This window comes from Amycolatopsis sp. NPDC003861, from assembly GCF_053605405.1.
Window position 1 is genome coordinate 1 of sequence record NZ_JBSGJD010000150.1, and the last position, 24,121, is coordinate 24,121.

The window sequence follows — 24,121 nt, forward strand, 5'->3', positions numbered from 1 at the left end:
CTCCTGCTGGCCCAGCCCAAGGTCGTCATCCTCGATGAGGCGACCGCCCACCTGGACTCGGAGTCCAGGTTAGATTCCCCGGCTGCCCCGCGAACGTCGGCAAGCTGAATGCCCGGTGCTCCGCCGCCACCGTCAGTGCGCGGGCCTGGTTTCTCGGTGGGGCCGCCACCGAAAGCTCCATTGCGTCGAACCCCAGGACCACCAGCGTTGCCCCGAAGTGGTCCTCCCAGCTCCTCAGCACCGCCGACAGCTCGGCCACCTGGTCCGTGCACTTGATCATGCCCGTCCAGCCCAGCAGCGCCGGGATGTCGGCCGGGCGCTCAGTCTGGACCAAGCCCAGCCTGTGGGGTGCGCGCGTGGCCAGGATCGAACCCGTGTTGCCCGCCTCGGCCAGTGGGTCCGACCTGCGCGGGCTGCGCTTCGCCAAGCCCGGGAAGCGGGCTCCGAACGGACGGAGGCACGCGCCGTCGCAGCAGGAGCTGTCCCACCAGCGGGACAGCGCTGCCGCCGGGTCCGCTGTGGCCACTCGGTGGCCCGCCGGGGCCAGGCGGCCTCGGTCGTCGATCCAGTCCTCGCCGTTCGCCGCGAAGCGCTGGTCGTGGGGGATCAGCACCGGCCACAGGCCCGATCGCTCGAACTCGGCCACGCAGCCGAGGTAGCGCTCGGGCCGGGTCAGCGGCAGGTCGGACACCCACAGCCGGCCGTGCCACGACCCCGGTGGGAGGGTCTGGACCGGCGGCGCGGGCGTACCGGGGCGGAGCGGTGCGATCGTCATGGACGTCCCCTCGAACTTGTGTTCGGTTCCTGCATCTCGAACAGTAGTTCGAGGGTCCGACAATTTCCAGCGTTTCGGCCGCTCATCCGTTCGAGTGAATCAGCAAACATGCAGGTCAGGGGCTTGTTGATGCACGTGTGACGCAAGATGTTGCTGAGACACGCCACTGCGCCGAAGGGGTGGCGCAACCGACACGAGGCGGCGGTGGACCTGCTGCGCCCCTACGACCCGCTGGTGTCCGCCTACGCCGGGCAGGCGCTCGCCAAGGTTCGCATCCGGCTGCACGGCAGCCGCGAGGCGCGGAAGCCCCGGCCGGTGCTCCGGCTCCGAACCGGTGGAGAGCTCGAACTGACCGTTTCCGCTGGTCAAGGCGGTTGAGGTTTCTTCGATGGCGGTGGGAGACGCCGGGTAAGGGTGCGCTCCTGACCTGGGCGCCTACCGGCTCACAGCGGCCTGAGCAGGTCGTCCGCGTCCACGATGTGGTACGCGTAGCCCTGCTCGGCCAGGAACCGCTGGCGGTGGGCCGCGTACTCCGTGTCCACCGTGTCGCGGGAGACGATCGAATAGAAGTGTGCCTGCCGTCCGTCGCCCTTCGGGCGGAGCAAGCGGCCCAGCCGCTGGGCCTCCTCCTGGCGGGAGCCGAACGTGCCCGAGATCTGGATCGCCACCGATGCCTCCGGCAGGTCGATCGAGAAGTTCGCCACCTTCGACACGACCAGCGTGCGGATCTCGCCGCGGCGGAACTTGTCGAACAGCTCCTCGCGCTCCTTGTTGCGGGTCGCGCCCTGGATCACCGGGGCGTCGAGCTCGTCGCCGAGCATCTCCAGCTGGTCCAGGTACGCGCCGATCACCAGGGTCGGCTCGCCCGCGTGCTTGGCCACGATCGACTTGATCACCGGGGTCTTCGTCAACGCCGTCGCCGCCAGCTTGTAGCGCTCGTCGGCCTCGGCCGTGGCGTACTCGAGGCGCTCCGCGTCCGTCAGCGTGACGCGGACCTCCGTGCACTCCGCCGGGGCGATCCAGCCCTGGGCCTCGATGTCGCGCCACGGGACGTCGTAGCGCTTGGGCCCGATCAGGGAGAACACGTCGCCCTCGCGGCCGTCCTCGCGGACCAGCGTGGCCGTCAGGCCCAGGCGGCGGCGGGACTGCAGGTCCGCCGTCATCCGGAACACCGGGGCCGGGAGCAGGTGGACCTCGTCGTAGACGACCAGGCCCCAGTCGCGGGAGTCGAACAGCTCCAGGTGCTTGTACTCGCCCTTGGTCTTGCGGGTGATCACCTGGTACGTCGCGATCGTGACCGGCCGGATCTCCTTCTTCTCGCCGGAGTATTCGCCGATCTCCTCCTCGGTCAGCGACGTCCGCGCGATCAGCTCGCGCTTCCACTGCCGGCCGGCGACCGTGTTCGTCACCAGGATCAGGGTCGTCGCCTGGGCGCGGGCCATCGCCGCCGCGCCGACCAGCGTCTTGCCGGCGCCGCACGGCAGCACGACGACGCCGGAGCCGCCCGCCCAGAACGCCTCGGCGGCCATCCGCTGGTAGTCGCGCAGGTGCCAGTCCTGCTCGTCCAGCGCGATCGGGTGGGCTTCGCCGTCGACGTACCCGGCCAGGTCCTCGGCCGGCCAGCCGACCTTCAGCAGCGCCTGCTTCAGCCGCCCGCGCTCGGACGGGTGCACGATGACGGTGTCCTCGTCGATCCGGGCGCCCAGCATCGGGCTGATCTTCTTGTTCCGGACGACCTCGGCCAGCACCGCGCGGTCGGTGGTCGACATCACCAGCCCGTGCGCCGGGTGGTTGGCGATCTGCAGCCGCCCGAACCGGCCCATGACGTCGACGACGTCGATCAGCAGCGGCTGCGGCACCGGGAAGCGCGAGTACGTCGTCAGGGCGTCGACGACCTGCTCGGCGTCGTGGCCGGCGGCGCGCGCGTTCCACAAGGCCAGGGGCGTGATCCGGTAGGTGTGGACGTGCTCGGGTGCGCGTTCGAGCTCGGCGAACGGCGCGATCGCGACCCGCGCGTCATCGGCCTGGGGGTGGTCGACCTCCAGGAGCACGGTCTTGTCGGACTGGACGATCAACGGGCCATCAGTCACAACTACTGTTATACGTGCCTCGCTCCGGCCCGCTCCGCTCGCGGGTCCGCCGGTGGGACGAGGTGCCGAGGGGATCACTGGAGGGCACGTTGACCACACCGCCGTTCGACGACAACCCGTTCCGGTCGCCGGGCTACGCGCAGTCCGCGCCGATGCCGCCGGTTCCGGGGCAGCAGGCGATTCCGCACTGGTTCACCACGAAGGTGCGGATCACGCTGGTCGCGTGCGTCGTCGTCGCGCTGGGCCTGGGCGCGCTGGGCGCGATGGCCATCTACTGGGCCGACCGCAGCGGGCCGCCGTCCGACGGCGACTGCCTGTACCTGACGCGCGAGGGGGCGGGCAAGCTCGCCTACCACCGCGTCGGCTGCAGCGCGAACAATGCGACGTACAAGGTCGAGAACACCTACCGCAGCGGCATCGCGTGCGGCTCCGGCGACTACGTGCGGTTCCGGCTCGGTTCCGGCTCGGCCTCCGGCCGCACGCTGTGCCTGGCCCTGAACGTCAAGGCCGGCGACTGCCTGCGTGACGTCGACGACGAGAGCACGATCGGCAAGGTCCTCTGCACCGACCCGGCGGCGCAGGAGCGGGTCGAGATCCTCTCCGGCTACGGCCGCGACGACAAGTGCGAAGGCGCCGACATGGTGTTCAGCTACTCCGGCCCGCCGGCCCGCACGGTGTGCCTGATCAAGACCGGCGAGAACATCTGACCGTCAGTAGCCGGTTCGGTCGGGGAGCAGGCCCTGGACGTCGAGGCGGTTCGCCAGCAGGCCCGAGTTGTGCATCAGGTCGGCGACGCGCTGCAGCCGGATGCCGTTGAGCGACGCCGGGTACGAGCCGAGCGAGATCAGCGCGGCCGTCGTCGTGTCGATGTCGGAGAACTTCGGCAGCGCGTCGCGCACGATCGCCGGGTCGGTCGCGCTCTCCTGGGCCGTGCCCAGCGCGGTGCGGAACGCCTGGAGCGTCCGGGGGTTGGCCTGCGCGAACGGCTTGGCCGCCGCGTAGCCCGACAGCGGGAAGTCCAGCGTCGACCCGCGGGCGCCGTCGGCCAGGATGTGCGCGCCGAGGTCCTTCTCGGCGCGGGTGATGTACGGCTCGATCATCAGCGCGGCGTCCGCGTCGCCCGCCTGCAGGGCCTGCGGCATCCGGTCGAACGGCACCGCCTGGAACTTGATCTTCGCTTCGTCGACGCCCGCGGTGCCCAGCACCGAGCGGGCGACGAGCGCGCCGACGTCGTCGAGCATGTTCACCGCGATCTTCGGCGACCTCTTCGCCGTCGGCACCGTGTAGTCCGAATCCGGCAGGGTGACCAGGGCCATCGTGTTGGGGCCGGACGTGTAGGCCTCGCCCTGCAGCTGCAACGCCGTCCCGCCGGCCGCGGCGCGGAACATCGCGATGTCGGAGGCGAAGGTGACGTCGAGGTCGCCGGCGGCCAGCTTCGCGAGCCCGTCGTCCGCGCCGAGTTCGACGAGCTGCACGTTCAGGCCGGCGGACCCGAACTTCCCGGCCGAGACGGCGATCCGCAGCGGGGCCGTGTCGATGGCGTTGCCCACACCGACGCGCAGCGTGGTCCGCTCCAGCGGCGGCGGAGGCGCGGGCGTGCCGGAAGAGAACACGCTGCACCCCGCGGTCGCCAGGAGCGCCGCTACCAGCGGAATCAGCCGTCCGCATCTGTTCATGAACCTTCACCTACCGCGAGAATCTGGTTCTCGTGCTGGATCGTATGGTCCGCGCCCCATACGATCGCGGGCAGGGCCGTATCGTGCCAGCGCGGCTTTCGGATCTTCATAGGGCGGGCTACCGTTCAGTAGGTTCGAGTGTCGTTCGATCCGCGGGTTCCCGCCCGCGGCGGAAAAGGAAACCAGGTGACCCGTCGCGACAAGCGTCCCCGCAAGGGCGGCGACGCGGCGGATCCGCGTCCGGCGGGTGGCCGCTGGCGGCTGCGGAACTGGCGTCTCGGCACGAAGCTCTTCGCCGTCCTCCTCATCCCGGCGCTCGCCGTGATCGCGCTCGTCGGCCTGCGGATCAGCTCCGACCTGCGCGACGCCCGGCAGCTCGCCGAGTTCGCCACGCGCGGCCGGGTCGACAGCACGGTCGCCGAAGCCTTGCACGAGCTGCAGCGCGAGCGCGACCTCACCGTGCGGTTCGTCGCCCAGAACCGGCAGGGCGACACCGCCGACCTCACCGCCCAGCGCGGCCGGGTCGACAAGGGCATCGGCACGTTCGAACGGACGCTCGCGGAAAGCAAGCCGCGGCTCGACGCGAAGGCCGCGGAAAGCCTGCAGCAGACCGACGACCGCCTGCGCGTGCTCGGTGGCCTGCGGTTTTCCGCGGAACACTCGGCCTTCCCCGCCGACGCCGTGCTGCGCTCCTACAGCGAGCTGATCTCCGGCCTGCTCGACATCAGCGACTCCGCCGCGGCCGACGTCGCCGACCCGGAACTCGCGCGGATGCGGCTGGCGGGCAACGCCCTCGCCCGGATCAAGGACCAGATGTCGGTCAAGCGGGCGGTGATGGCGGAGGCGCTCGCGTCGGGCACCCTCAACCGCGACCGCACGCGCGCGCTGCTCGGCGCGGAAGCCGAACTGGCCGCCGCGCGCAGCGACTACCGCACCTTCGCCACCCCCGACCAGCAGCGGATGTTCGACGACACGGTGATCGGCCTGGTCGTCGACATCGGCAACGACATGGTCGAATCCGCGCTCACCCGCACCGAAAACGGCCAGAACCTCTCGGGTCTCGACCCGAACCAGTGGGACACCTCGGCGACGCACACGGTGAACCTCGCCCACCAGGTGCAGCAGGCCCTGCTGGTCCAGTTGCAGGAACGCACGGACGCCCTTGCGGCGCAAGCGCGGACGGCCGCGCTGTGGGACGGCGGTGTGGTCCTCGGCGTCCTGCTCGTCGCCGGCGTGCTGTCGGTGGTCATCGCGCGGTCCCTGTTGCGCCCCTTGCGGATCCTCCGCCGGACGGCCCTGGAAGTGGCCGAGCACCGGCTGCCCGCGGCCGTGCAGAACCTGCTCACCGATCCCGAACCCGCCCCGGAGAACCTGCGGAAACGGCTCGCCGTCGCGCCCGTGCCGGTGTTCACCCGCGAGGAGCTCGGCCAGGTGGCGCGCGCGTTCGACGCGGTGCACGGCGAGGCCGTCCGGCTCGCCGGCGAGCAGGCGATGCTGCGCGAGAACGTCAACGCGATGTTCGTCAACCTCTCGCAGCGCAGCCAGGACCTCGTCGAACGGCAGCTTTCGGTGCTCGACCGGATGGAGGCCGACGAGCAGGACCCGGACACCCTCGCCGGGCTGTTCGAGCTCGACCACCTGGCGACGCGGATGCGGCGCAACAGCGAGAACCTGCTGGTCCTGTCCGGCAACGACTCCGCGCGCGAGGACGCCGGGCCGGTGCCGGCCGACGAGATCATCGGTGCCGCGCTCTCGGAGGTCGAGCACTACCAGCGGATCGAGCTCGGGCCGGCGCCGCAGGTCGCGGTCCGCGGCGAGGCCGTCAACGACCTCGTGCACGTCGTTTCGGAGCTGCTGGAGAACGCGACGCGCTACTCCGGCGACGAGATGGTCACCGTCGCGAGCGCCGAAACCCACGACGGCGACTGGCAGATCGAGATCGTCGACCACGGGGCCGGCATGCCGCAGGCGGAGATCGACCGCACCAACGCGCGGCTCGCGCACCCGCCGGACGTCGACGTCGAGGTGTCGCGCCGGATGGGCCTGTTCGTCGTCGCGACGCTGGCCACGCGCCACCACATCGACGTCAGCCTGAGCGCGGGCGCGGACTCCGGGCTGGTCGCGACCGTGCTGGTGCCGGCGGCGCTGATCGTCGAGCTGCCGCCGATGCCGGTGCCACCGCCGCCCGCCGAGCCGGCCGCCGTCCCGGAACCCGAGCTGCTGGCACCGCTCGCCCCGCTGACGCCGCCGGAGCCGGAACCCGAGCCGGAGCCGGAAGAGCTGTCGCCGCCGTCGATCGAGGCCGGCCCGCCGCGCCGGGCCCCGGTGGTGGCTCGCGACCACCCGCCGGAGTGGCCGACCGTGGACGACGAGGCCCACCTGGACTTCGACGCCCCGACCGAGCGGATGCCCGCCTACCGCGACGTCCTGTCCCGCTGGTTCGACGCCTCCGCCGCGCCCGAACAGCCGCGGAAGCCGGCCGAGCCGCGCCCGGTCGCCGAGGCGCCCGAACCGCAGCCCCGTCCGGCCGAGCCCCAGCCGCGGCACGCGCTCGCCGCGCCGCCACCTCCGCTGCCGTCCCGGGATGCCGCGCCCCCGCCGCTACTGCCTTCCCGCGAGACTCCGCCCCTGCCTTCGCGGGAAGCGCCGCTCTCCCGGGAAACCCCGGCCGAGGCGCCGATTTCCGGCGGAAGCTTCGCCCCCGAGCCCGTCGACTCCCCGCTTCTGCGGGAAATCGGCGAGCCGAGGCCGGACGACGAGGACACCGAACCGCGGCTGACGCCGGTCGCGCCGCCGGCCGCGGTCGAGCCCGCTTACGAGTGGCCGACCCCCGCCGAACTGGAGCAGGAGGACGGTGCCGAGGACACCTGGCCGTTCCTGCAGCCGCTGGATTCCGCGGCCAGCCCGGGAGCGGTGCCGGAACAGCGGCCGATACTCTCTCTTTCCCCGGAAGCGGTGCGCGAGCGGATGACGAGCCTTCAAGGCGGCTTCCGGCGAGGGCGGCATGCGAGGGGGGACGACACCCGGAACCAGTGAAACGGATTGAGGCATGAGCTCGAAGACGCCCCTGCTGGAAGTGATCGCGCTGGACGCGGCGGACGCCGAAAGCGCGCAGGCGGGCGGGGCCGACCGCCTCGAACTGGTTGCGGACATGGCACAGGACGGCCTGACGCCGTCGGTCGGAACCCTGCGGGACGTGCTCTCGGCGACCGACCTCCCGGTGCGGGTCATGCTGCGGGACAACGGTTCCTTCGCCGTCGGTGACCTGGAAGGCCTGCGCGCGGACACCGGCAGGCTGATCGACGCGGGCGCGCGGGAATTCGTCTTCGGCTTCCTCAACGTCGACAGCGAGATCGACCTCGACGCCTGCGAGGCGCTGATCAAGGAGGTCGACGGCCTGCCGTGGACGTTCCACCGCGCCATCGACCGCACGCGCGACCCGGTGCGCGCCTACGACCAGCTGGCCTCGCTCGGGTGTGACACCGTGCTCGCCGCCGGTCACCCGAACGGCGTGGGCAGCGGCCTTTCGGTGCTGCAGCGGCTCGCGCAGCGCGACGGCGGCCCGGAGCTGCTGGTGGGCGGCGGTCTGCGCGCCCAGCAGGTGCACCTCCTGCGCGCGGGCGGCGTGCGCGGATTCCACGTCGGCAGCGCGGTGCGGCCGGACGGCTGGCAGGCGCCGGTGGACGCCGCGACCGTGCGAACCTGGGTCGAGCTCGTCAAATCCTGATCGATTACGCCGTTCTCGCGCAGGATCGGCGGAGTAGAACGATTTCTTCCGTTGTTCTCGCGTGCCCGTGGCAATCGTGAACCGGCACGCGAAATTGCATCCGCCGCGTGCAGTGTCGCGCTGGGCGTTGCGCGTGCCGCTGCACGAGCATTTCCAGCTTTGACCTGGTTGGTGGCTGATTTTGCGGTGATCGGCTGGCTACGGTTGTCCCGCATTTCGCGATCCGGCCGATCTTCAAGGAATCGATCTGCAGTGCGGGAGGCGGCGCCGTGTGCGCGCGTATTCAGTTCGAGAACTCGTTGCGAGGACAACAGGAAACCAGGATGCCGACGATCAGGTGGATTTCCGTCACCTGGGGGCGGCTGATTCCCCGCGGAACCCGCCCGGGCGCGGCCGCGGCGAGCCGGAAGGCCGAATCGTGACCAGCGCGATACCGCGCCAACGCGGAACCGGAACCTCCGAAGACGATTTCGCGAAACTGGGGCTCGGCGGCTCCCTGGCCCTGACCGGGCTGCTGGCCGTCGTCAAGATCGCGGAAACCGCCACGGGTGTGGTGCTGACCGCCACCGGGGTGCTGCCCGGTGCCAGTCCCTCGAAGGAGCGGGCTCCGGCCTGGCCGGGAGGGGAATGAGCAGGGCTGCCCGATCGGCAGCTCTCTACGGACGGAGGGCTGCCATGACCGGCAGTGACGGGCGGGACGAACGGAGCGGTACGCGCGTGGGTCTCGCCGACGTGCGGCAGCTCGAAGACAGCGTCGCCGAGCTGAGGGCGCTGGACTACCGGTACGGCGGCGGTTCGTGCCGGGTGGCCGTGGAGTCGCGGTTGCCCGCGGCCGCGGCCCTGCTGGACGGCGAGGCGAAGACCGTGGTCCAGGCGAGGCTCTACACCGCCGTCGCCGACCTCTACAACCTGGCCGGCTGGACCAACTTCGACCAGGACCGCCCGGCCGCCGCGCTGGAGGCGTTCGCGCGGGCGCTGGAGCTGGCCGTCGAGGCCGGGAACGACGACCTGCAGGCCAACATCCGGTACCGCGTCGGGCGGCTGCACCTGCACTACGACGCGGTCGACGCGGCGCTGATCGAGTTCGCGCGGGGCCGCGAGGCGGCCGTCTCGGCCCACTCCAAGCTCGCGCAGGCGATCCTGTCGGCCAACCAGGCGTGGGCGCACGCCCGGAAGGCCGACGTCACCGGCGCGCTGACCTACCTGCGCCGCGCCCGTCAGGAGTTCGCGGAGGCCGAGGGCCGCGAACCGTCGCCGTGGGCCGCGTTCTTCGGCCCCACCGACATGGCCGCGATGGTTGGGACGGTGCACGGCGAACTGGCGCAGATGGTCGACGTCCGGCACGGCCGCGACGGCATCCCCGCCCTCACCGAGGCGATCGGGGGGTACGAGCGGGGCATGACGCGCAGCCGCTCGCTGACGCTGATCTGGCTGGCCACCGTGCACGCGCTGGACGGCGATCTCGACATCGCCATCACGGTCGGGGAGGAGGCCGTCGAGCTGGCCGGCGCGCTGCGGTCGCCGCGGGTGCGGCAGCGGCTGCACTCGCTTTCGGCGGCCGCCCGCCGGTTCTCCGGCCACGCCGACGCCCGGGAGATCGTCGACCGCGTCGACAGTCTCGGACATTCCGGACGCTAATCGAATGATCAGCCAAAGGTAAACGTATTGGAAAATGAAAATGGGATCCGTCGAAGACCGGCCAAAAGTAGGTTCCTCGGCGTGATCGCGGTTTCTTATGCTTCTCGGCAACCTGCGGCGAGCATTCCGCGCAGGCCCGGTCCCCACCGCCGAGAGGAAATTCCCCATGCGCTTGCGCAAGCTCGTCGCGGCCGCTGTGCCGCTGCCGGCGTTGCTCGGCCTCGCCGTGGCCGTCCCGGCCGCCGCGGCGTCGGAACCCCTGGTCACGCTGGCCGACAACGCCGCGCCGCTGATCAACAGCGCCCGCACCGGTGACGTCGCGGCCGACCGCCCGATCACCGCCGCGCTCTCGCTGAAACTGCACAACCAGCAGGCGCTCGAAAAGTTCCTCGCCGACGTACAGAATCCCGCTTCGCCGCAATACCACCGGTTCCTGACTCCGGCACAGTTCAATGCCAGGTTCGGCCCGACCCAGGCCGACGTCGACAAGGCCGTCTCATTTCTCGGGAAAGCCGGGCTGAGCGGGATCGAGGTTTCCGGCAACCGGCAGGCCGTCACGTTCACCGGCTCGGCGGCGCAGCTCGAGTCGGCCTTCCGCACCCGGATCGGGACCTACCACGACCAGGCGTCCGGGCGGGACTTCTTCGCCAACGACGCCGTCCCGGCCGTGCCGGCGAGCGTCTCGGACGTCGTGGGCGGGGTCGTCGGCCTCGACGACCACGCGGTGCGCACACACTCGGCGAAGCCGCTGGCGCAGCCCAACGTCGTCAAGTCCGTCACCCCGCCGGTGCTCAAGACCGCGTACGGCACCAGCGGCCTGTCCGCGACCGGCCGCGGCGTGAACGTCGGTTTCGTCGAGTTCGACGGCTACCAGAAGTCGAACATCACCAAGTACGACAGCACGTACGGCCTGTCCGCGGGCACGGTGACGACGGTCGGCGTCAGCGGCGCGAACTACGACTCGTCGCCGAGCGACGGCCAGATCGAGGTCGAGCTCGACATCGAGGTCGTGCACGCGCTGGCCGCGGCGGCCAACGACTACGTCTACGAGGCACCGAACTCGAGCGCCGGCGAACTGGCGATGTACCAGAAGATCGCCTCGGACGCGAAGGTCAACGTCGTCTCGATCTCCTGGGGCGCCTGCGAAGCCGCCGAAGGTTCGAGCGCGGCCAAGAGCGTCAGCAGCGCGATCGCGACCGGCACCGCGGAAGGCATCTCGTACTTCGCGGCGGCCGGCGACGACGGCACGACCGACTGCTACCGCCAGACGGGCTCGGCGGCCAAGGGCGTCGACTTCCCGGCGTCCAGCCCGAATGTGACCGGCGTCGGCGGGACGAAGCTGAGCGTGACATCGGCCAACGGCTACAGCAGCGAAGTGACCTGGAACGACGGCAACAGCGGCGGCTCGACCGGCGGCGGCATCTCGACGGTCTTCACGGCGCCGTCGTGGCAGTCCTCGCAGAGCACGACCTACCGCAAGGTGCCGGACGTGTCCGCGGACGCCTCCCCGACCTCGGGGTACTACATCTACAGCGCGGGCAGCTGGGGAACGGTCGGCGGCACGTCGGGCGCGGCCCCGCTGTGGGCGGCCTTCGCGACGCTGCAGAACCAGGTGCACGGCGGTGGTCTGGGCAACCTGAACCCGAAGTTCTACTCGATCGGCAACGGTTCCTCGTACGGCACCGGGTTCCACGACGTGACCTCGGGCAACAACAGCCTGCACGGCACCACCGGCTTCACCGCCGGGACCGGGTACGACCAGGTGACCGGCTGGGGTTCCTTCAAGGGCACCGGGCTGTCCGGCCTGCTCGGCTGAGTGCGTGACCAGCGGCGCAGGGCCGGCTTACCCGGCACTGCGCCGCTTGGGGGACTTTGCTTCGCAAGACTAAGCGTTAACCTGGGCGGCATGATCAAGCGCACGGTGCTGGACGCCACCCGTGAACTCCTCCGCGAACTGGGCCTCACCACGGTGTTCGGCAACCCCGGCACCACCGAGGTGCCCTTCCTCACCGACTGGCCCGACGACTTCGACTACGTCCTGGGCCTGCAGGAATCCGCTGTCGTGGCGATGGCCGACGCCTACGCGCAGGCCACCCGCCAGGCGGTGCTGGTCAACCTGCACTCCGCGGGCGGGGTCGGGCACGGCCTCGGCAGCCTCTTCAACGCCTACCGCAACCGGACGCCGATGATCGTCATCGCCGGGCAGCAGATCCGGTCGCTCATCCCGCACGAGCCCTTCCTCGGGGCCCTGGAAGCGCCCGAATTCCCGAAGCCGTACGTGAAGTGGTCGATCGAGCCCGCCTCCGCCGAAGACGTCCCGGCCGCGCTCGCGCGGGCCTACCACGTGGCCACGCAGGCGCCGTCCGGTCCGGTGTTCGTGTCCGTCCCGGCCGACGACTGGTCCGTCACGACCGAGCGGCCCATCGTCTCGCGGCCGCGGATCCGCGGCTACGCCCCCGATCCCGAAGCCGTCGACGAGCTCAACACCGCGCTGGAAGCCGCCGAACGGCCGGCCATCGTGGTCGGGGGAGCCGTCGACCAGGACGGTGCCGTCGTCGAAGCCGTCGCGCTCGCCGAGCGGCTCAACGCCGCCGTGTGGGTCGCGCCGATGTCCTACCGCTGCTCGTTCCCCGAAGACCACCCGCTGTTCCAAGGGTTCCTCGATCCCGAACGCGGGGCCGTCGCCGACACGCTCGCGCCGTACGACCTCGTCGTCGTGCTCGGGGCGCCCGCCTTCACCTACCACGTCGACCGCGGACGCGGGGAAGCGCCGCTGCCGCCGCTGTTCATCGTCAGCGACGACGAGCAGGTCCTCGCGCGTGCCTTCGAAGGCACCGGCATCCGCGCCACGCCGAAGCTGGGCATCCGCGCGCTGCTCAACGTCGTCGAGCGCAGCACGCGGCCCGCGCCGGCCCCGCGGCAGCGCCCGGCCAAGCCGAGCGGCGACGCGCTGACCGGCGAACTCGTCTACTCGACGCTCGCGGAGCTGTTGCCGGACAACGCCCTGGTCGTCGAGGAGGCGCCGAGCCACCGCGGGATCCTGCACGACCACCTGCCGATCACGGCCACCGACACCGGCTTCCTGACGATGGCCAGCGGCACGCTCGGCTACGGCGTCCCCGGCGTGGTCGGGGCGGCGCTCGCCCGCCCGGACCGCAAGGTCGTCGGCGTGATCGGCGACGGCTCGAGCATGTACGGCATCCAGGCCCTCTGGACGGCGGCCCGCGAGGAACTGCCGGTGACGTTCGTGATCCTGGACAACTCCGAGTACGCGGCGGTCCGCATCCTGGGTGACGCCATCGGCGGCGCGAAGCTGCCGGGCACCGAACTGGGCGGCATCGGCTTCGCGGCCTTGGCGGAGAGCATGGGCTGCCACGGCGTGACGATCACCGAGCCGGCGGAGCTGGCCCCGGGCCTCACGGCGGCACTGGCCGACCCGCGCCCGACGCTGGTCCACGTCCGGGTGGCGGCGTCGTCGAAGTCGCTGTACTGACGCCTCGTGAGTGGTAAAGCGGGTTCTAACCCGCTTTACCACTCACGACGGGCCGCGGCAGGGCACTAGCTGCGGGTCTTGCTCTCCCGGACGTCGTCCGAAGCCCGCTCGGCCAGTTCCCACTCGGCGGCGTCGGACGCGGCCGTGGCGGCCTCTTCCGGCGAACCGCCGTGCAGCAGCCGGGCCACTTCGCCGCGCAGGGTCACGAACTCCGCCGACTCGCGCGTGGTGATCTGGTCCCGCGCGGCGGGCAGGCCCACCGGCAGGTCCGCCACGATCGACGCCGGTGACTTCGACAGCACCAGGACGCGGTCGGACAGGTACACGCTCTCGTCGATGTCGTGCGTGACGACCAGGACCGTGCTGCCCTGCTCGCGCTGCACGCGCCGGGTCAGGTCCTCGAGCTCGAAGCGGGTCTGGGCGTCGACCGAGGCGAACGGCTCGTCCATCAGCAGCAGGGCCGGGCGGCTGGCCAGCGCGCGGGCGATCGACACCCGCTGCTGCATGCCGCCGGACAGCTGCCACGGGTACTTGCCGCCGACGCCGGACAGGCCGACCTGTTCGAGCGCCTCGGCCGCCCGCGCACGTCGTTCGGCCTTCGAGATCGGCCGCCACCGCAACGGGAACTCGACGTTCTTCTGCACCGAAAGCCAGGGGAACAGCGAGCGGCTGTAGTCCTGGAACACGACGGCCAGGTCGTCCGGCACGCCGGAGACGCGGTCGCCGTGCAGGCTGACCGTGCCGGCGGTCGGCCGGGTCAGCCCGGCGATGCAGCGCAGCAGCGTCGACTTCCCGCAGCCCGACGGGCCGACGATGCTGGCCAGCTGCCCGGCTTCGACGGTGAACGAAAGGTTGTTCACCGCGGTGTGCGCCTTCGCGCCGGCGCCGTAGGTGTGGCTGAGGCCGGCCACTTCGAGCATGGTGGACATGGGAGAGGCCTTTCGAAGCATCAGTCGCGGCCGAGGCGGGCCGGCTGCCAGGCCAGCACCCGCCGCTCCGCGGCCAGGAAGATCGTGTTGAAGACGTAGCCGAGGATGCCCAGCAGCACCAGCCACGACCACATGGTCGGGAATTCGAAGTCCTGCTGGGCGTTCAGCAGCGACCGCCCGATGCCGTTGTACGCCCCGACGAGCTCGGAGACCACCATCAGCAGCAGCGAGATCGACAGGCTGACCCGCAGCCCGGCGAAGATCTTCGGCGCCGCCGCCGGCAGCACGACCATGCCGAGCCAGTACGCCTTGGGCGTGCGGAACGACCGCGCGGTCTCCTCCTTCACCTGGTCGACCGAGCGAGCCCCGTCGACCGCGTTGAGCAGCACCGGCCACACCACGCCGAAGACGATCGACCCGATCTGCATGCCCGAGCTCAGCCCGAACAGCACCGCGAACACCGGGATCAGCGTCGGCGGCGGGATCGAGCGGAAGAACGCGAACAGCGGGCCGACGTAGTCCATCGCCGTCGCCGACCGGCCGAGCAGCACGCCGAGGACGATGCCGACGACCGCGGCCGCTCCCCAGCCGCCGAGCGTGCGGCCGAGGCTGGGGAACACGTTGTCGAACACCGCGTCGGTGAGGAACAGGTGGGACGCGGGCCCGGTGAACCACAGCTTCGCCGCCGTGGCCGCGATCTCCGTCGGCGGCGGGAAGTACTTGCTGCCGCCGGCCCGGGCGGCGAACTCCCACACGACCACCAGGATCGCGAACAGCAGCCAGTTGCGCAGGACCGCGGTGGCGCCGCGCGCCGCGCGCCGGCCCACCCGGCCCGAGAGGGTCGCCGCCGTCACGCGATCGCCTCCCGGTCCACCGTGCTCCACCGGAACAGCCGCTTGCCGAGCTGTTCGAGCCCCTCGTTGATGAGGTAACCCAGTGTCCCGGCGACCACCGTGCCCGCCAGGACCAGGTCGAACCGGACCGAACCGGTGCTGGCGACGATGATGAAGCTGCCGAGCCCGAGCTGGGAACCGGCCAGGAACTCGACGCTGACCACGGCGATCAGCGCGATGGTCGCCGACAGCCGGACGCCGGTGAAGACGAACGGCGCGGTCTGCGGCAGCGCGACCGACGACAGGATGCGGAACCGGCTGGTCCCGCACGCCCGGGCGGTCTCCATCAGCACCGGGTCGATCTCGCCCATGCCGTAGATCGTGTTGAACATGATCGGCCACAGCGAGGCGTAGGCGGCGAGGGTGATCTTCGCGTCGGGGCCGGAGCCGATCACCAGCAGCACCAGCGGAACCAGCGCGGTGACCGGGATCGGCCGCAGGAACTCCACGATCGCGGCGGTGGCCGTGCGCAACGCCGGGATGCTGCCCAGCAGGAGCCCGGCGGGTACGCCGATCGCGATCGCCACGACGATGGCGATCACCCAGGCCAGCATCGTGGCGACGATGTCCCGGATGAACTCGGGGTCGCCCAGCAGGTTCCCGACGGTGCCCAGCACGACGCTGGGCGGCGGGGTGAACGTCTTGTCGACCAGGCCGACCTGGACGACGACCTCCCAGAGCAGGAGGAAGCCGGCCAGGCCGACCAGGCCGCGAAGCAGTTTTTTCACGACGAACGCGTCAGCTGGTCGCCTGCGGGGCGATCATCGGCGCGGCGTCGACCTTGCTGGTGATGACGCCCATCTGCAGGAGCAGGTCGGGCACCCGCTGCAGGCGCCGCGCGTCCAGGACGGAGCCGTAGCCGGGCAGGGTGAGCAGCTTGGCCGTGTCCTCGTCGATCTTCGCGTACTTGACCAGCAGCGGCTCGACCTTCGAGCGGTCGTTGATCGCGTCGCTGGTGGCCTTCTTCATCGCCCGCTGGAAGGCCGCGAGGGTCTTCGGGTTGCCCTGCACCCACTTCGTCGTCGAGCCGTAGCCGGTCAGCGGGAAGTCCTGGCTGGCGCCGGTGTTGATGTCGATGACCGGCGTCGCGCCGACGGTCTTCGCCGCCTGCGTGAGCATCGGTTCCGGCATGTAGGCCGCGTCGACCTGGTTGTCCTTCAGCGCCGCCGCCATGTTCGGCAGCGGGACCAGCACCCAGTTGACCCCGTTGAAGTCGACGCCGTGGTCCTTCATGACGGACTTGGTGAGGATGTCGGACGCGGTGTTCTTGGCCGTGATCGCGATCCGCCTGTCCTTCAGGTCGTTGACCGTCTTGACCGGCGAGTTCGGCACCGTGACGATGGCGTTGCTCTTCGCGTTCACCGACGTGCCGTCGGCGACCAGCTGGACGTCCTCGCCCTTGCTCTTGGCGACGAAGAACGGCGTGTACGTCGAGAGGGCGATGTCGACCTCGCCGGAGATCGCTTTCTGCATCGACTCCTGGCCGCTCTTGGCGACGACCTGCTCGACCTCGAGGCCCTCGGCCTTGAAGTAGCCGCCGTCGAGTGCCAGCCAGAAGGGGCCGAGGTCCGTGGTCGGCATGATCGAGACCTTGATCTTCGACTTCTCCAGGCTGCCCCCGTTCGACGAGGCGTTCGAGCCGTCCGCGCCGAGCGCACTGCAGCCCGTGAGGGCTGTGGCTGCTGCGACGGTGAGGGCGAGCCCGAGCGCGGCGCGGCGAGTGCGAACCCGGCCACTGCTCATGGCGTTTCCAAGCAAGGCCTGCTCCTTGAAGAAAAGTGACGGTTGAGGAACCGATTCCGATGGAAGTGCGTGACTCATTCTCGGAACCACCGGGGCCACTGTAGAGAACGTGACAGCTTGCTCACAATGGGTGGAATCACTACCTAACCGAGTGGCGCACGTCACTCTTTCGGCCTCTGGTCTAGACCCACTGCTCCACTCGCCGTAGCCGTTCACCCAGCGTAGGGTGAGGTTCTTGAATCGGCGACGGTCGCTGTGTGCCGACTGAGCGAACGCTGTGCAAGATTGAGCGGGTCCTGTCGGGAGGGTTACATCTTCCCCTGCCGTTCGCTACCCTCTGCACCTGCGGGGAGGTATCAACCTCCGATGTAGTGAGAGAGAGTGCCTGGATGGCCGATCAAGAAGTTCCACTTCGGTGTACCAGCACACACTGTGCTTTTCCTGAGAGAATCTTCCCCGCGAAGACCACTGCCTGGCCGGGCACAACCGCCGCGCCGGTGGGTTAGGCCGACCAACAGACCGATGCAGGACCAGCGCAGGGACCCGACCGTGATGCTCGAGCTGAACCGATTCCGTCCGCACGGACGGGGTTCAGGAACCCCCAGTGGCGACACTGAAGACGATCTTTTCACCCGTACGGGTAGCGTCTGGCGCTGGGCTCCTTCCGATGGGCCGGAGCGCCGGAAGGCCGGGAGCGTGCAGACGAGTGGCTGAGGAGAACGCGATGCGCCCTGGCGGGCGCTGGACCGACCAGGGTTTCCCGAGCACGAACGATGATGGTGGAGCGGCGGTGCCGAACGAAGACGCCGCGGGGGTGGGAGGGGCCCCCGCGCAGTCGCCCGGAGCGGATCCGGGCCGGAAGGCCGGGCTGTTCTCCGGCATGCGCGACTGGCGGCTGCGGTCCAAGCTGGCCGCGGTCCTGATCATCCCGACACTGACGGCGCTCGCACTGGGCGCGGTACGCGTGATCGACGACGCCCGCGAGGCGGCCGAGTTCCAGCGCACCGCCGACCAGGTCGCGTTCGCCGTCAAGGTCACCACAGTGGTGCACGAGCTGCAGAACGAGCGGTCGCTGGCGGTCGCCCGGATCTCCTCGCAGAACCAGTTGCTGCAGACCGGGCTCGACGCGCAGATCGCCAAGGTCGACCGCGAGGTCCAGGACCTGCGCGCCGCGAAGAACTCCCTCGAGTTCGACGACCAGGCGACCGGGGACCGCTACTCCCGCGGCCTCCAGCGCCTGGACGCGCTGCGCCCGCTGCGGGCGGCGTTCAACACCCAGAACAGCCTGCCCGACATCACGGTGCTGACCGCCTACTCGGGCATCATCGACTCGCTCATCGAGCTCGGCCGCGAGGTCACCACCGCGGTCACCGACCGGGACGTGCTGCGCCTCGGCACGAGCACGCAGGCGATCAGCGAGGCCAAGGAGTTCACCACCCGCTCCGACGCCGAACTGCAGATCGCGGCGTTCCGCGGCAACTTCCCCGGCGACCTGCTGGACCAGACGCGCGCGTCGGCGTCCAGTGCCGACGCGTCGGTCGCGGCCTTCCTCGCGAACGCCGACGACGACCAGCGCCAGCTCTACAACGACACCTACTCCGGCCCGGAGGTCGACGACCGGCGGCGGATCCAGACCTCGGCGTTCTCCTTCGCCCAGCTGGGTGACCCGCCGAACATCGACACCACCGCGCTCGGCAAGGACAGCACCGTGTCGGCCGACAAGCTGCACGCGGTCGAGTCGAACCTGCTGGCCCAGCTGAAGACCCGCGCCGACGACCTCGCCACGCAGGCGGTCAACTCGGCGTGGATCGGCGGTGCCGTGGTGCTCGCCGCGCTGGCGCTCGCGGTCGTGCTGATGCTCATCGTCGCCCGCCTGATGCTGCGCCCGCTGCGGGTGCTGCGGAAGAGCGCGCTGGACGTCGCCTACACCCGGCTGCCGGAAACCGTGCAGGCGATCCTGGACGACCCGGACCCGGTCGGCGCCTCCAAGAAGGCCGTCCAGCCGGTGCCCGTCACCTCCCGCGACGAGATCGGCGAGGTCGCGCGGTCGTTCGACATCGTCCACGAACAAGCCGTCAAGATGGCCGCCGAGCAGGCCCTCCTGCGCGAGAACGTCAACGGCATCTTCGTGAACCTGTCCCGCCGGTCGCAGCGGCTGGTGGAACGCCAGCTCGGCGTCATCGACCGGCTGGAAGCCGACGAGCAGGACCCGGACCACTTGGCCAGCCTGTTCGAGCTCGACCACCTCGCGACGCGGCTGCGGCGCAACGGTGAGTCCCTGCTGGTGCTCTCCGGCGCCGGCCTGGCGAAGTCGGTGCCCAAGCCGGTGCCCGCCGCCGACGTCATCGGCGCCGCGGTGTCCGAGATCGAGCAGTACGCCCGGATCGAGGTCGGCATCGTGCCCGACGTCGCGGTCCAGGGCCTGGCGATCCACGACCTCGTGCACGTCCTCGCGGAGCTGCTCGACAACGCGACCTACTTCTCCGAGCCGGAGACGAAGGTCATCGTGCGGGCCGTGGTGACCCGCCGCAAGGCGCTCGCCATCCAGGTCACCGACCACGGTGTCGGCATGAGCGAGGAGCGGCTGGCCGAGGTCAACGCGCGCCTGGCCGACCCGCCGGACCTGGACGTGTCGGTGACCCGGCGAATGGGTCTGTACGTGGTTTCGCGGCTGGCCAAGCGCCACGGCATCGAGGTCCGGCTGCGCGAGAACGAGGACATCGAAGGCGGCGTGATCGCCCGGGTCGTCGTCCCGGCCGAGCTGCTCACCCAGCTCCGCCCGGGCATGCAGCGGCAGACGCCGCCGCCGGCGAACCGCTCCGAGACGTCGATGTCGATGCCGAGCATCCCGATCCCGGCCGCGCGCTCGGACTTCGACCAAACGCAGTCGTTCGCGCAGACGCCGCCGGCACCTTCGGCACCGCCGCCCCCACCGCCGCCGCCGGTGCACGAGCCCGTGGCGAACCAGGGCGGCCTGGTGCCGCTCGACCAGCCGATCAGCCTGGACGACCTGGTCAGCGGCGGCCGCGCGGCGGGTCCGTTCCTCTCGCCGGAACTGCCCAAGCCCGAGACGCCGGCCTGGCCGACCGCCGAGGACCTGGCGCCGCTGACACCGTCGTCGAACGGCGACGGGGCCAGCTCGCGGGCCGCCGACACCCAGTTCGCGCCGCTGGTGCTGCCCAAGCGCGAGCCGAAGTACGTGCCGCCGGAGGAGCCGCCACCGGCACCGCCGCCCGCGGCCGAGGTCGGATCGTCGGCGCTCGAGGACGATGTACCCACCCGGCGGTTGCCGATCTACCAGTCGGTGCTGTCACGCTGGTTCAGTGAGGGTGACGACTCGGCCGCCGACCCGGTGCCGCCGCAGAGCAGCGAGGGCGAAGACCCCAACCTGCCGCCGCTCACCGGTGGCGGCGAGCCGCCCGCGGCACCCGTGCCGGCCGAGCCGTCCCGCGACGAGCTCCAGCCGACCGCGGCGACCCGGCACCCGCTCCTCCCCGCCGACGACGGCTGGCACAGTGCCTCCGACGACGGCTGGCAGGCGGCGCAGTCGCTGCTGGAGTCCAAGAACGAGGAGATCACCCCGGCCGGGCTGCCCAAGCGCGTCCCGAACGCCTACCTGGTGCCGGGGTCGATCAGCAGCCCTTCGGTCGACGCGCCGCCCCAGAACAGCTTCGCGGACAACACGGCGGGCATGCCCGGAACGGGTGCGATCACCCGCTCGGCGTCCGCGGCGCGGAGCCGGATGGCAAGCTTCCAACGGGGCTACACCTCGGGACGGCACGCCTTGAAGGAACTCCCGGCCGAAGAGCAGCTGCAGGACAGCAGGGTTCCGGGGCGTGGCAACACCACAGACAGCAGTGAGGAGTGAAAGTGACACGGGCGGGTGCAATGCAGCCGGGTGGCTCCGTGCCGAACGGCCAGGCGCATGCCAAGGCGAACAATGCCGGCAGCTTCGCTTGGCTGATCACGGATTTCGTGCACCGGGTGCCCGGCGCGGCCCACGCGGTCGTGGTTTCGGCCGACGGCCTGCTCCTGGCGGCCTCGCGAGGCCTGCCGAAGGACCGGGCGGACCAGCTGGCGGCCGTGGCTTCGGGGCTCACCAGCCTCGCGCGCGGCGCGGCCAAGGTGTTCGAGGGCGGCACGGTGGCGCAGACCGTGGTCGAGATGGCCAACGGTTTCCTCTTCCTCATGTCGGTTTCCGACGGTTCGTGCCTGGCGGTTCTGGGGTCGCCGGAGAGTGACATCGGCCTGGTCGTCTACGAGATGACCTTGCTGGTGGAGCGGGTCGGCCAGCAGCTGACTCCGGAGATGCGGGCCCAACTGCAGGGTGCGGCCGTCCGCCGCTGAGGACCTGGGAACCGAGGAGAGAGCCGTGGACGACGGGCGCTTGAGGGGTGATGGCCGGCTCGGTGACGACTTCTCCGGCGGGTGGTCCGACCAATCGGACGAAAGCCGCGAGGACTGGCAGTCGTTCCGGGATCGCGTCGACCGCGAGTGGCGCGCGCGGCGGGTGCAGGCCTCCGACAGCGACCCCGTGCGGGAGCCGCCGAACTGGCTGACCGACAGCAATGCCGGGCAGGAACCGCTGCGGCCGATCGCCGGCGGCACCGAGTACCGCGACCGCCTCCTCGGCGGTCCGGGCGCGGAGCTGTTCGGCGGTTCGAGCGGGCCGCTGTACGACGCGCACGAGTTCGCCGCGTACAGCGCCGAGCGGGACTTCTCGTCGGGACCGGACTCCAGTGAGTTCGCCGCGGCCCTGCCGCAGCAGGCCCACCAGGAGTACGTGGACACGCCGCCGGCGACGGAGATGGAGACGTCCGGCCTGGTCCGGCCGTACTTCCGGACCCGGGGCCGGACGAAGGCGACGCTCGACCTGGCCATCGAGGCGCTGATCTCGACCAGCGAACAGGGCCGGATGCTCGACCGGGTCCGGGTGCCCGAGCACCGGTCGATCTGCGACCTGTGCCTCGACACCAGGTCGGTGGCCGAGGTGGCGGCGCTGCTGCGCCTGCCGCTCGGCGTGGTGCGGGTGTTGATTGGTGACGTGGCGGGCCTCGGGCTGGTGCTGGTGCACTCCAGCAGCCCGACCGTGGGCGACCGCCCGAGTATCGAGTTCATGGAAAGGGTGCTCAGTGGGCTTCGGAGAATTTGACTCCGACGCGAACGCGCCGCAGGTGACGGGTCCGACCTCGTCGGCCAAGATCGTGGTCGCCGGCGGGTTCGGTTCGGGGAAGACAACGTTGGTCGGGGCGATCTCCGAGATCGACCCGCTGACCACCGAGGCCATGATGACCGAGGCCAGCGTCGGGCACGACGACACCTCGGCCACGCCCAACAAGACCACCACCACCGTGGCGATGGACTTCGGGCGCATCTCGCTGGACTCGGACCTGGTGCTGTACGTGTTCGGCACCCCGGGTCAGCACCGGTTCTGGTTCATGTGGGACGACCTCGCGGTCGGCGCCATCGGCGCGGTCGTGCTGGTCGACACGCGGCGGCTGGCCGACGCGTTCCCGTCGATCGACTTCTTCGAGAACCGGAAGCTGCCCTACGTCGTGGCCATCAACTGCTTCGACCGGCTGCTGCACCACCAGATCGAGGACGTCCGGCACGCGCTGACCATCGCGCCGTCGGTCCCGATCATGGCGTGCGACGCGCGCGAGCGCGAGTCCGCGAAGCAGGTGCTGATCTCGGTCGTCCAGCACGCGATCGCGCACGATTCGGCGTTGCGCGCGGGATAGCCCATGACGCCCCGATCCGGATGCGGCCGTTGGAGTGAACTCCGCGGGCTTCACCCACTTCGGGGAGTGCCGTCACCGTCCGCAGGAGCAGCCGGCCGGTCCGGGCCCCGGGCTTCCGGCCGAGCTGGGTCTGACCTGCGTCGATGCCGCACGGGTGCGAGCCGTGGGGTGTCCCCCGGACGGGGGAGGCGGGGCGGGCTGCCGCCGAACTCGGCCGGGTGCACACGTAGGGTGCGCAGCGGCCGGCCGGTGGCGGGCTCGACACCACCGGCGGTGCGAATACGCTTTACCGTGGCGTCGCCGACCGGCCGTGCCGGGCGCTCCGGGGTGCGGCGGGCGACGCCGCACGAGCAAGGAGGAGCAGGAGTGACGGCTTCCGGCCAGGGTTCGTTCGGCTGGCTCATCACGGACTTCGTCCGCCGGGTACCCGGTGCCGCGCACGCCGTTCTGGTGTCCGCGGACGGGTTGCTGCTGGCGCCGTCGGAAGGGCTGCCCCAGGAACGCGCCGAACAGCTGTCGGCGGTGGCGTCCGGGCTGATCAGCCTGACGGCGGGGGCCGCGCGCTGCTTCGAAGCGGGTGGCGTCAACCAGACCGTGGTGGAGATGGAGCGCGGCTACTTGTTCCTGATGTCCGTTTCGGACGGCTCGTCGCTGGCCGTGCTGGCCGCGCCGACGTGCGACATCGGCACGGTCGCGTACGAGATGACCCTGCTCGTCGAGCGGGTCGGCCAGCAGATCACCCCCGAGCTGCGCGCCCAGCTGCAGGGTGGCGTGCGTGGGTAGGGCGAGATGAGGATTTCGGGATTCGACGATCCGGACTCCAGCGGCTGGGACGCACTGCACCGCGGCACCGAGCGCGAGGGTTTCGATTCGCCCAGCAAGTTCGACATGTCGACGCTGTCGATGATCATGCCGAAGCGCAAGCCGTCCCGCCCACAGCCGGACGCGGAGGGCTACACGGACGAGGACACCCGCGAGTGGGGCTCCTCGGCCGACGACGAGGAAGAGTACGTCGCGCCCGAGCCCGTCGAGGACGAGCCCACGGGGCGGCGGGCCAGGCGTTCACGCTCGTACGCGGGTGAGGACGACCGCCAGGAGCCCACGGCCTACCACGGCAAGCGCTCTCCGGAGGTGGGCGAGGATTACGCTCGCCCGGAGTCCGGGGGATTCGCGACCCGGCGCTCGCCGGAGTTCGGCGAGGATTACGCCCGTCCGGAGTCGGGCGGGTTCCCGACCCGGCGCTCGCCGGAGGTGGGCGAGGATTACGCCCGTCCGGAGTCCGGCGGGTTCCCGACCCGGCGTGCTCCGGAGTCTGGTGGCTACGCGCTCGGCCAGCCCGCCCGCGATGAACCCGGCGGCCGTGGCCAGGGCGTAGACGAAGCCGCTGCAGACGGCGTTGACGTCGAAGGCCGCGGC

Annotated in this window: 20 protein-coding genes and 1 pseudogene; 13 read left to right on the top strand and 8 right to left on the bottom strand. The window is 70.8% G+C overall.

Translation table 11 applies throughout. From position 1 onward, the window contains the following. Positions 1 to 25: 25 nt before the first annotated feature. Positions 26 to 775: a DUF4253 domain-containing protein gene (locus tag ACWEVN_RS30715; RefSeq protein WP_452053608.1), complete on the bottom strand. Its 750-nt coding sequence runs from the start codon at positions 773 to 775 to the stop codon at positions 26 to 28. Between the two features lie 204 nt (positions 776 to 979). On the opposite strand from ACWEVN_RS30715, the gene ACWEVN_RS30720 reads away from it, so the two are divergent. Continuing rightward, positions 980 to 1,153, top strand: coding sequence for a hypothetical protein (locus ACWEVN_RS30720; RefSeq protein WP_452053609.1), 174 nt, complete (start codon positions 980 to 982; stop codon positions 1,151 to 1,153). A gap of 65 nt (positions 1,154 to 1,218) precedes the next feature. Here the strand turns inward: ACWEVN_RS30720 and ACWEVN_RS30725 are convergent, their stop codons facing one another. Continuing rightward, on the bottom strand, positions 1,219 to 2,865 hold the full coding sequence (locus ACWEVN_RS30725) for a DNA repair helicase XPB (protein WP_310968748.1): 1,647 nt from the start codon (positions 2,863 to 2,865) through the stop codon (positions 1,219 to 1,221). Positions 2,866 to 2,954: 89 nt separating this feature from the next. Between ACWEVN_RS30725 and ACWEVN_RS30730 the strand changes: the two genes are divergently transcribed. Next, positions 2,955 to 3,572 (top strand): LppU/SCO3897 family protein, encoded by a 618-nt coding sequence (locus tag ACWEVN_RS30730; RefSeq protein ID WP_452053610.1) that lies wholly within the window; start codon positions 2,955 to 2,957, stop codon positions 3,570 to 3,572. 3 nt (positions 3,573 to 3,575) lie between these two features. Here the strand turns inward: ACWEVN_RS30730 and ACWEVN_RS30735 are convergent, their stop codons facing one another. After that, positions 3,576 to 4,541: an ABC transporter substrate-binding protein gene (locus tag ACWEVN_RS30735; protein WP_452053611.1), complete on the bottom strand. Its 966-nt coding sequence runs from the start codon at positions 4,539 to 4,541 to the stop codon at positions 3,576 to 3,578. A 186-nt stretch (positions 4,542 to 4,727) separates the two neighbouring features. Between ACWEVN_RS30735 and ACWEVN_RS30740 the strand changes: the two genes are divergently transcribed. The 6 genes from ACWEVN_RS30740 to mdlC all read left to right on the top strand — a co-directional run bounded on the left by ACWEVN_RS30740 (position 4,728) and on the right by mdlC (position 13,399). Next, entirely contained in the window at positions 4,728 to 7,577 is a 2,850-nt protein-coding gene (locus ACWEVN_RS30740; protein WP_452053612.1) for a nitrate- and nitrite sensing domain-containing protein, read from the top strand. 13 nt (positions 7,578 to 7,590) lie between these two features. Continuing rightward, positions 7,591 to 8,268, top strand: coding sequence for a copper homeostasis protein CutC (locus ACWEVN_RS30745; protein WP_452053613.1), 678 nt, complete (start codon positions 7,591 to 7,593; stop codon positions 8,266 to 8,268). A gap of 418 nt (positions 8,269 to 8,686) precedes the next feature. Beyond that, a complete protein-coding gene (locus tag ACWEVN_RS30750; RefSeq protein WP_310968743.1) occupies positions 8,687 to 8,899 on the top strand; it encodes a hypothetical protein in 213 nt (70 codons plus the stop codon). A 44-nt stretch (positions 8,900 to 8,943) separates the two neighbouring features. Beyond that, on the top strand, positions 8,944 to 9,906 hold the full coding sequence (locus ACWEVN_RS30755) for a hypothetical protein (RefSeq protein ID WP_449685396.1): 963 nt from the start codon (positions 8,944 to 8,946) through the stop codon (positions 9,904 to 9,906). A gap of 166 nt (positions 9,907 to 10,072) precedes the next feature. Beyond that, entirely contained in the window at positions 10,073 to 11,722 is a 1,650-nt protein-coding gene (locus tag ACWEVN_RS30760; protein WP_452053614.1) for a S53 family peptidase, read from the top strand. 90 nt (positions 11,723 to 11,812) lie between these two features. Next, on the top strand, positions 11,813 to 13,399 hold the full coding sequence (gene mdlC, locus ACWEVN_RS30765; RefSeq protein ID WP_452053615.1) for a benzoylformate decarboxylase: 1,587 nt from the start codon (positions 11,813 to 11,815) through the stop codon (positions 13,397 to 13,399). Between the two features lie 65 nt (positions 13,400 to 13,464). On the opposite strand, the gene ACWEVN_RS30770 is transcribed toward mdlC, so the two are convergent. Genes ACWEVN_RS30770 through ACWEVN_RS30785 form a run of 4 tightly spaced genes read right to left on the bottom strand, consistent with a single transcriptional unit; the run spans position 13,465 to position 16,964 of the window. Next, positions 13,465 to 14,328, bottom strand: coding sequence for an ABC transporter ATP-binding protein (locus ACWEVN_RS30770; RefSeq protein WP_449685399.1), 864 nt, complete (start codon positions 14,326 to 14,328; stop codon positions 13,465 to 13,467). Positions 14,329 to 14,348: 20 nt separating this feature from the next. After that, positions 14,349 to 15,182 carry an ABC transporter permease gene (locus ACWEVN_RS30775; RefSeq protein ID WP_310968738.1) on the bottom strand — a complete coding sequence of 278 codons (834 nt, stop codon included), beginning with the start codon at positions 15,180 to 15,182 and terminating at the stop codon, positions 14,349 to 14,351. Continuing rightward, positions 15,179 to 15,949 carry an ABC transporter permease gene (locus ACWEVN_RS30780; protein ID WP_449685400.1) on the bottom strand — a complete coding sequence of 257 codons (771 nt, stop codon included), beginning with the start codon at positions 15,947 to 15,949 and terminating at the stop codon, positions 15,179 to 15,181. The genes ACWEVN_RS30775 and ACWEVN_RS30780 overlap by 4 nt, the downstream gene beginning before the upstream one ends. A 10-nt stretch (positions 15,950 to 15,959) precedes the next feature. Further along, positions 15,960 to 16,964, bottom strand: a complete 1,005-nt coding sequence (locus ACWEVN_RS30785; protein ID WP_449685401.1) for an ABC transporter substrate-binding protein — start codon at positions 16,962 to 16,964, stop codon at positions 15,960 to 15,962. A gap of 724 nt (positions 16,965 to 17,688) precedes the next feature. On the opposite strand from ACWEVN_RS30785, the gene ACWEVN_RS30790 reads away from it, so the two are divergent. The 5 genes from ACWEVN_RS30790 (at position 17,689) to ACWEVN_RS30810 (ending at position 23,488) form a co-directional block, all read left to right on the top strand. Next, positions 17,689 to 20,832, top strand: coding sequence for a sensor histidine kinase (locus ACWEVN_RS30790; RefSeq protein WP_449685402.1), 3,144 nt, complete (start codon positions 17,689 to 17,691; stop codon positions 20,830 to 20,832). A 20-nt stretch (positions 20,833 to 20,852) separates the two neighbouring features. Continuing rightward, positions 20,853 to 21,311 carry a roadblock/LC7 domain-containing protein gene (locus ACWEVN_RS30795; RefSeq protein ID WP_310969662.1) on the top strand — a complete coding sequence of 153 codons (459 nt, stop codon included), beginning with the start codon at positions 20,853 to 20,855 and terminating at the stop codon, positions 21,309 to 21,311. A gap of 25 nt (positions 21,312 to 21,336) precedes the next feature. Then, entirely contained in the window at positions 21,337 to 22,116 is a 780-nt protein-coding gene (locus tag ACWEVN_RS30800; RefSeq protein WP_310968734.1) for a DUF742 domain-containing protein, read from the top strand. Continuing rightward, a complete protein-coding gene (locus tag ACWEVN_RS30805) occupies positions 22,097 to 22,705 on the top strand; it encodes a GTP-binding protein (protein WP_043776338.1) in 609 nt (202 codons plus the stop codon). The genes ACWEVN_RS30800 and ACWEVN_RS30805 overlap by 20 nt, the downstream gene beginning before the upstream one ends. A 366-nt stretch (positions 22,706 to 23,071) precedes the next feature. After that, a complete protein-coding gene (locus ACWEVN_RS30810) occupies positions 23,072 to 23,488 on the top strand; it encodes a roadblock/LC7 domain-containing protein (RefSeq protein ID WP_043776340.1) in 417 nt (138 codons plus the stop codon). Between the two features lie 537 nt (positions 23,489 to 24,025). Here the strand turns inward: ACWEVN_RS30810 and ACWEVN_RS30815 are convergent. Continuing rightward, positions 24,026 to 24,121: pseudogene (locus tag ACWEVN_RS30815) on the bottom strand (hypothetical protein); the annotation flags it as partial.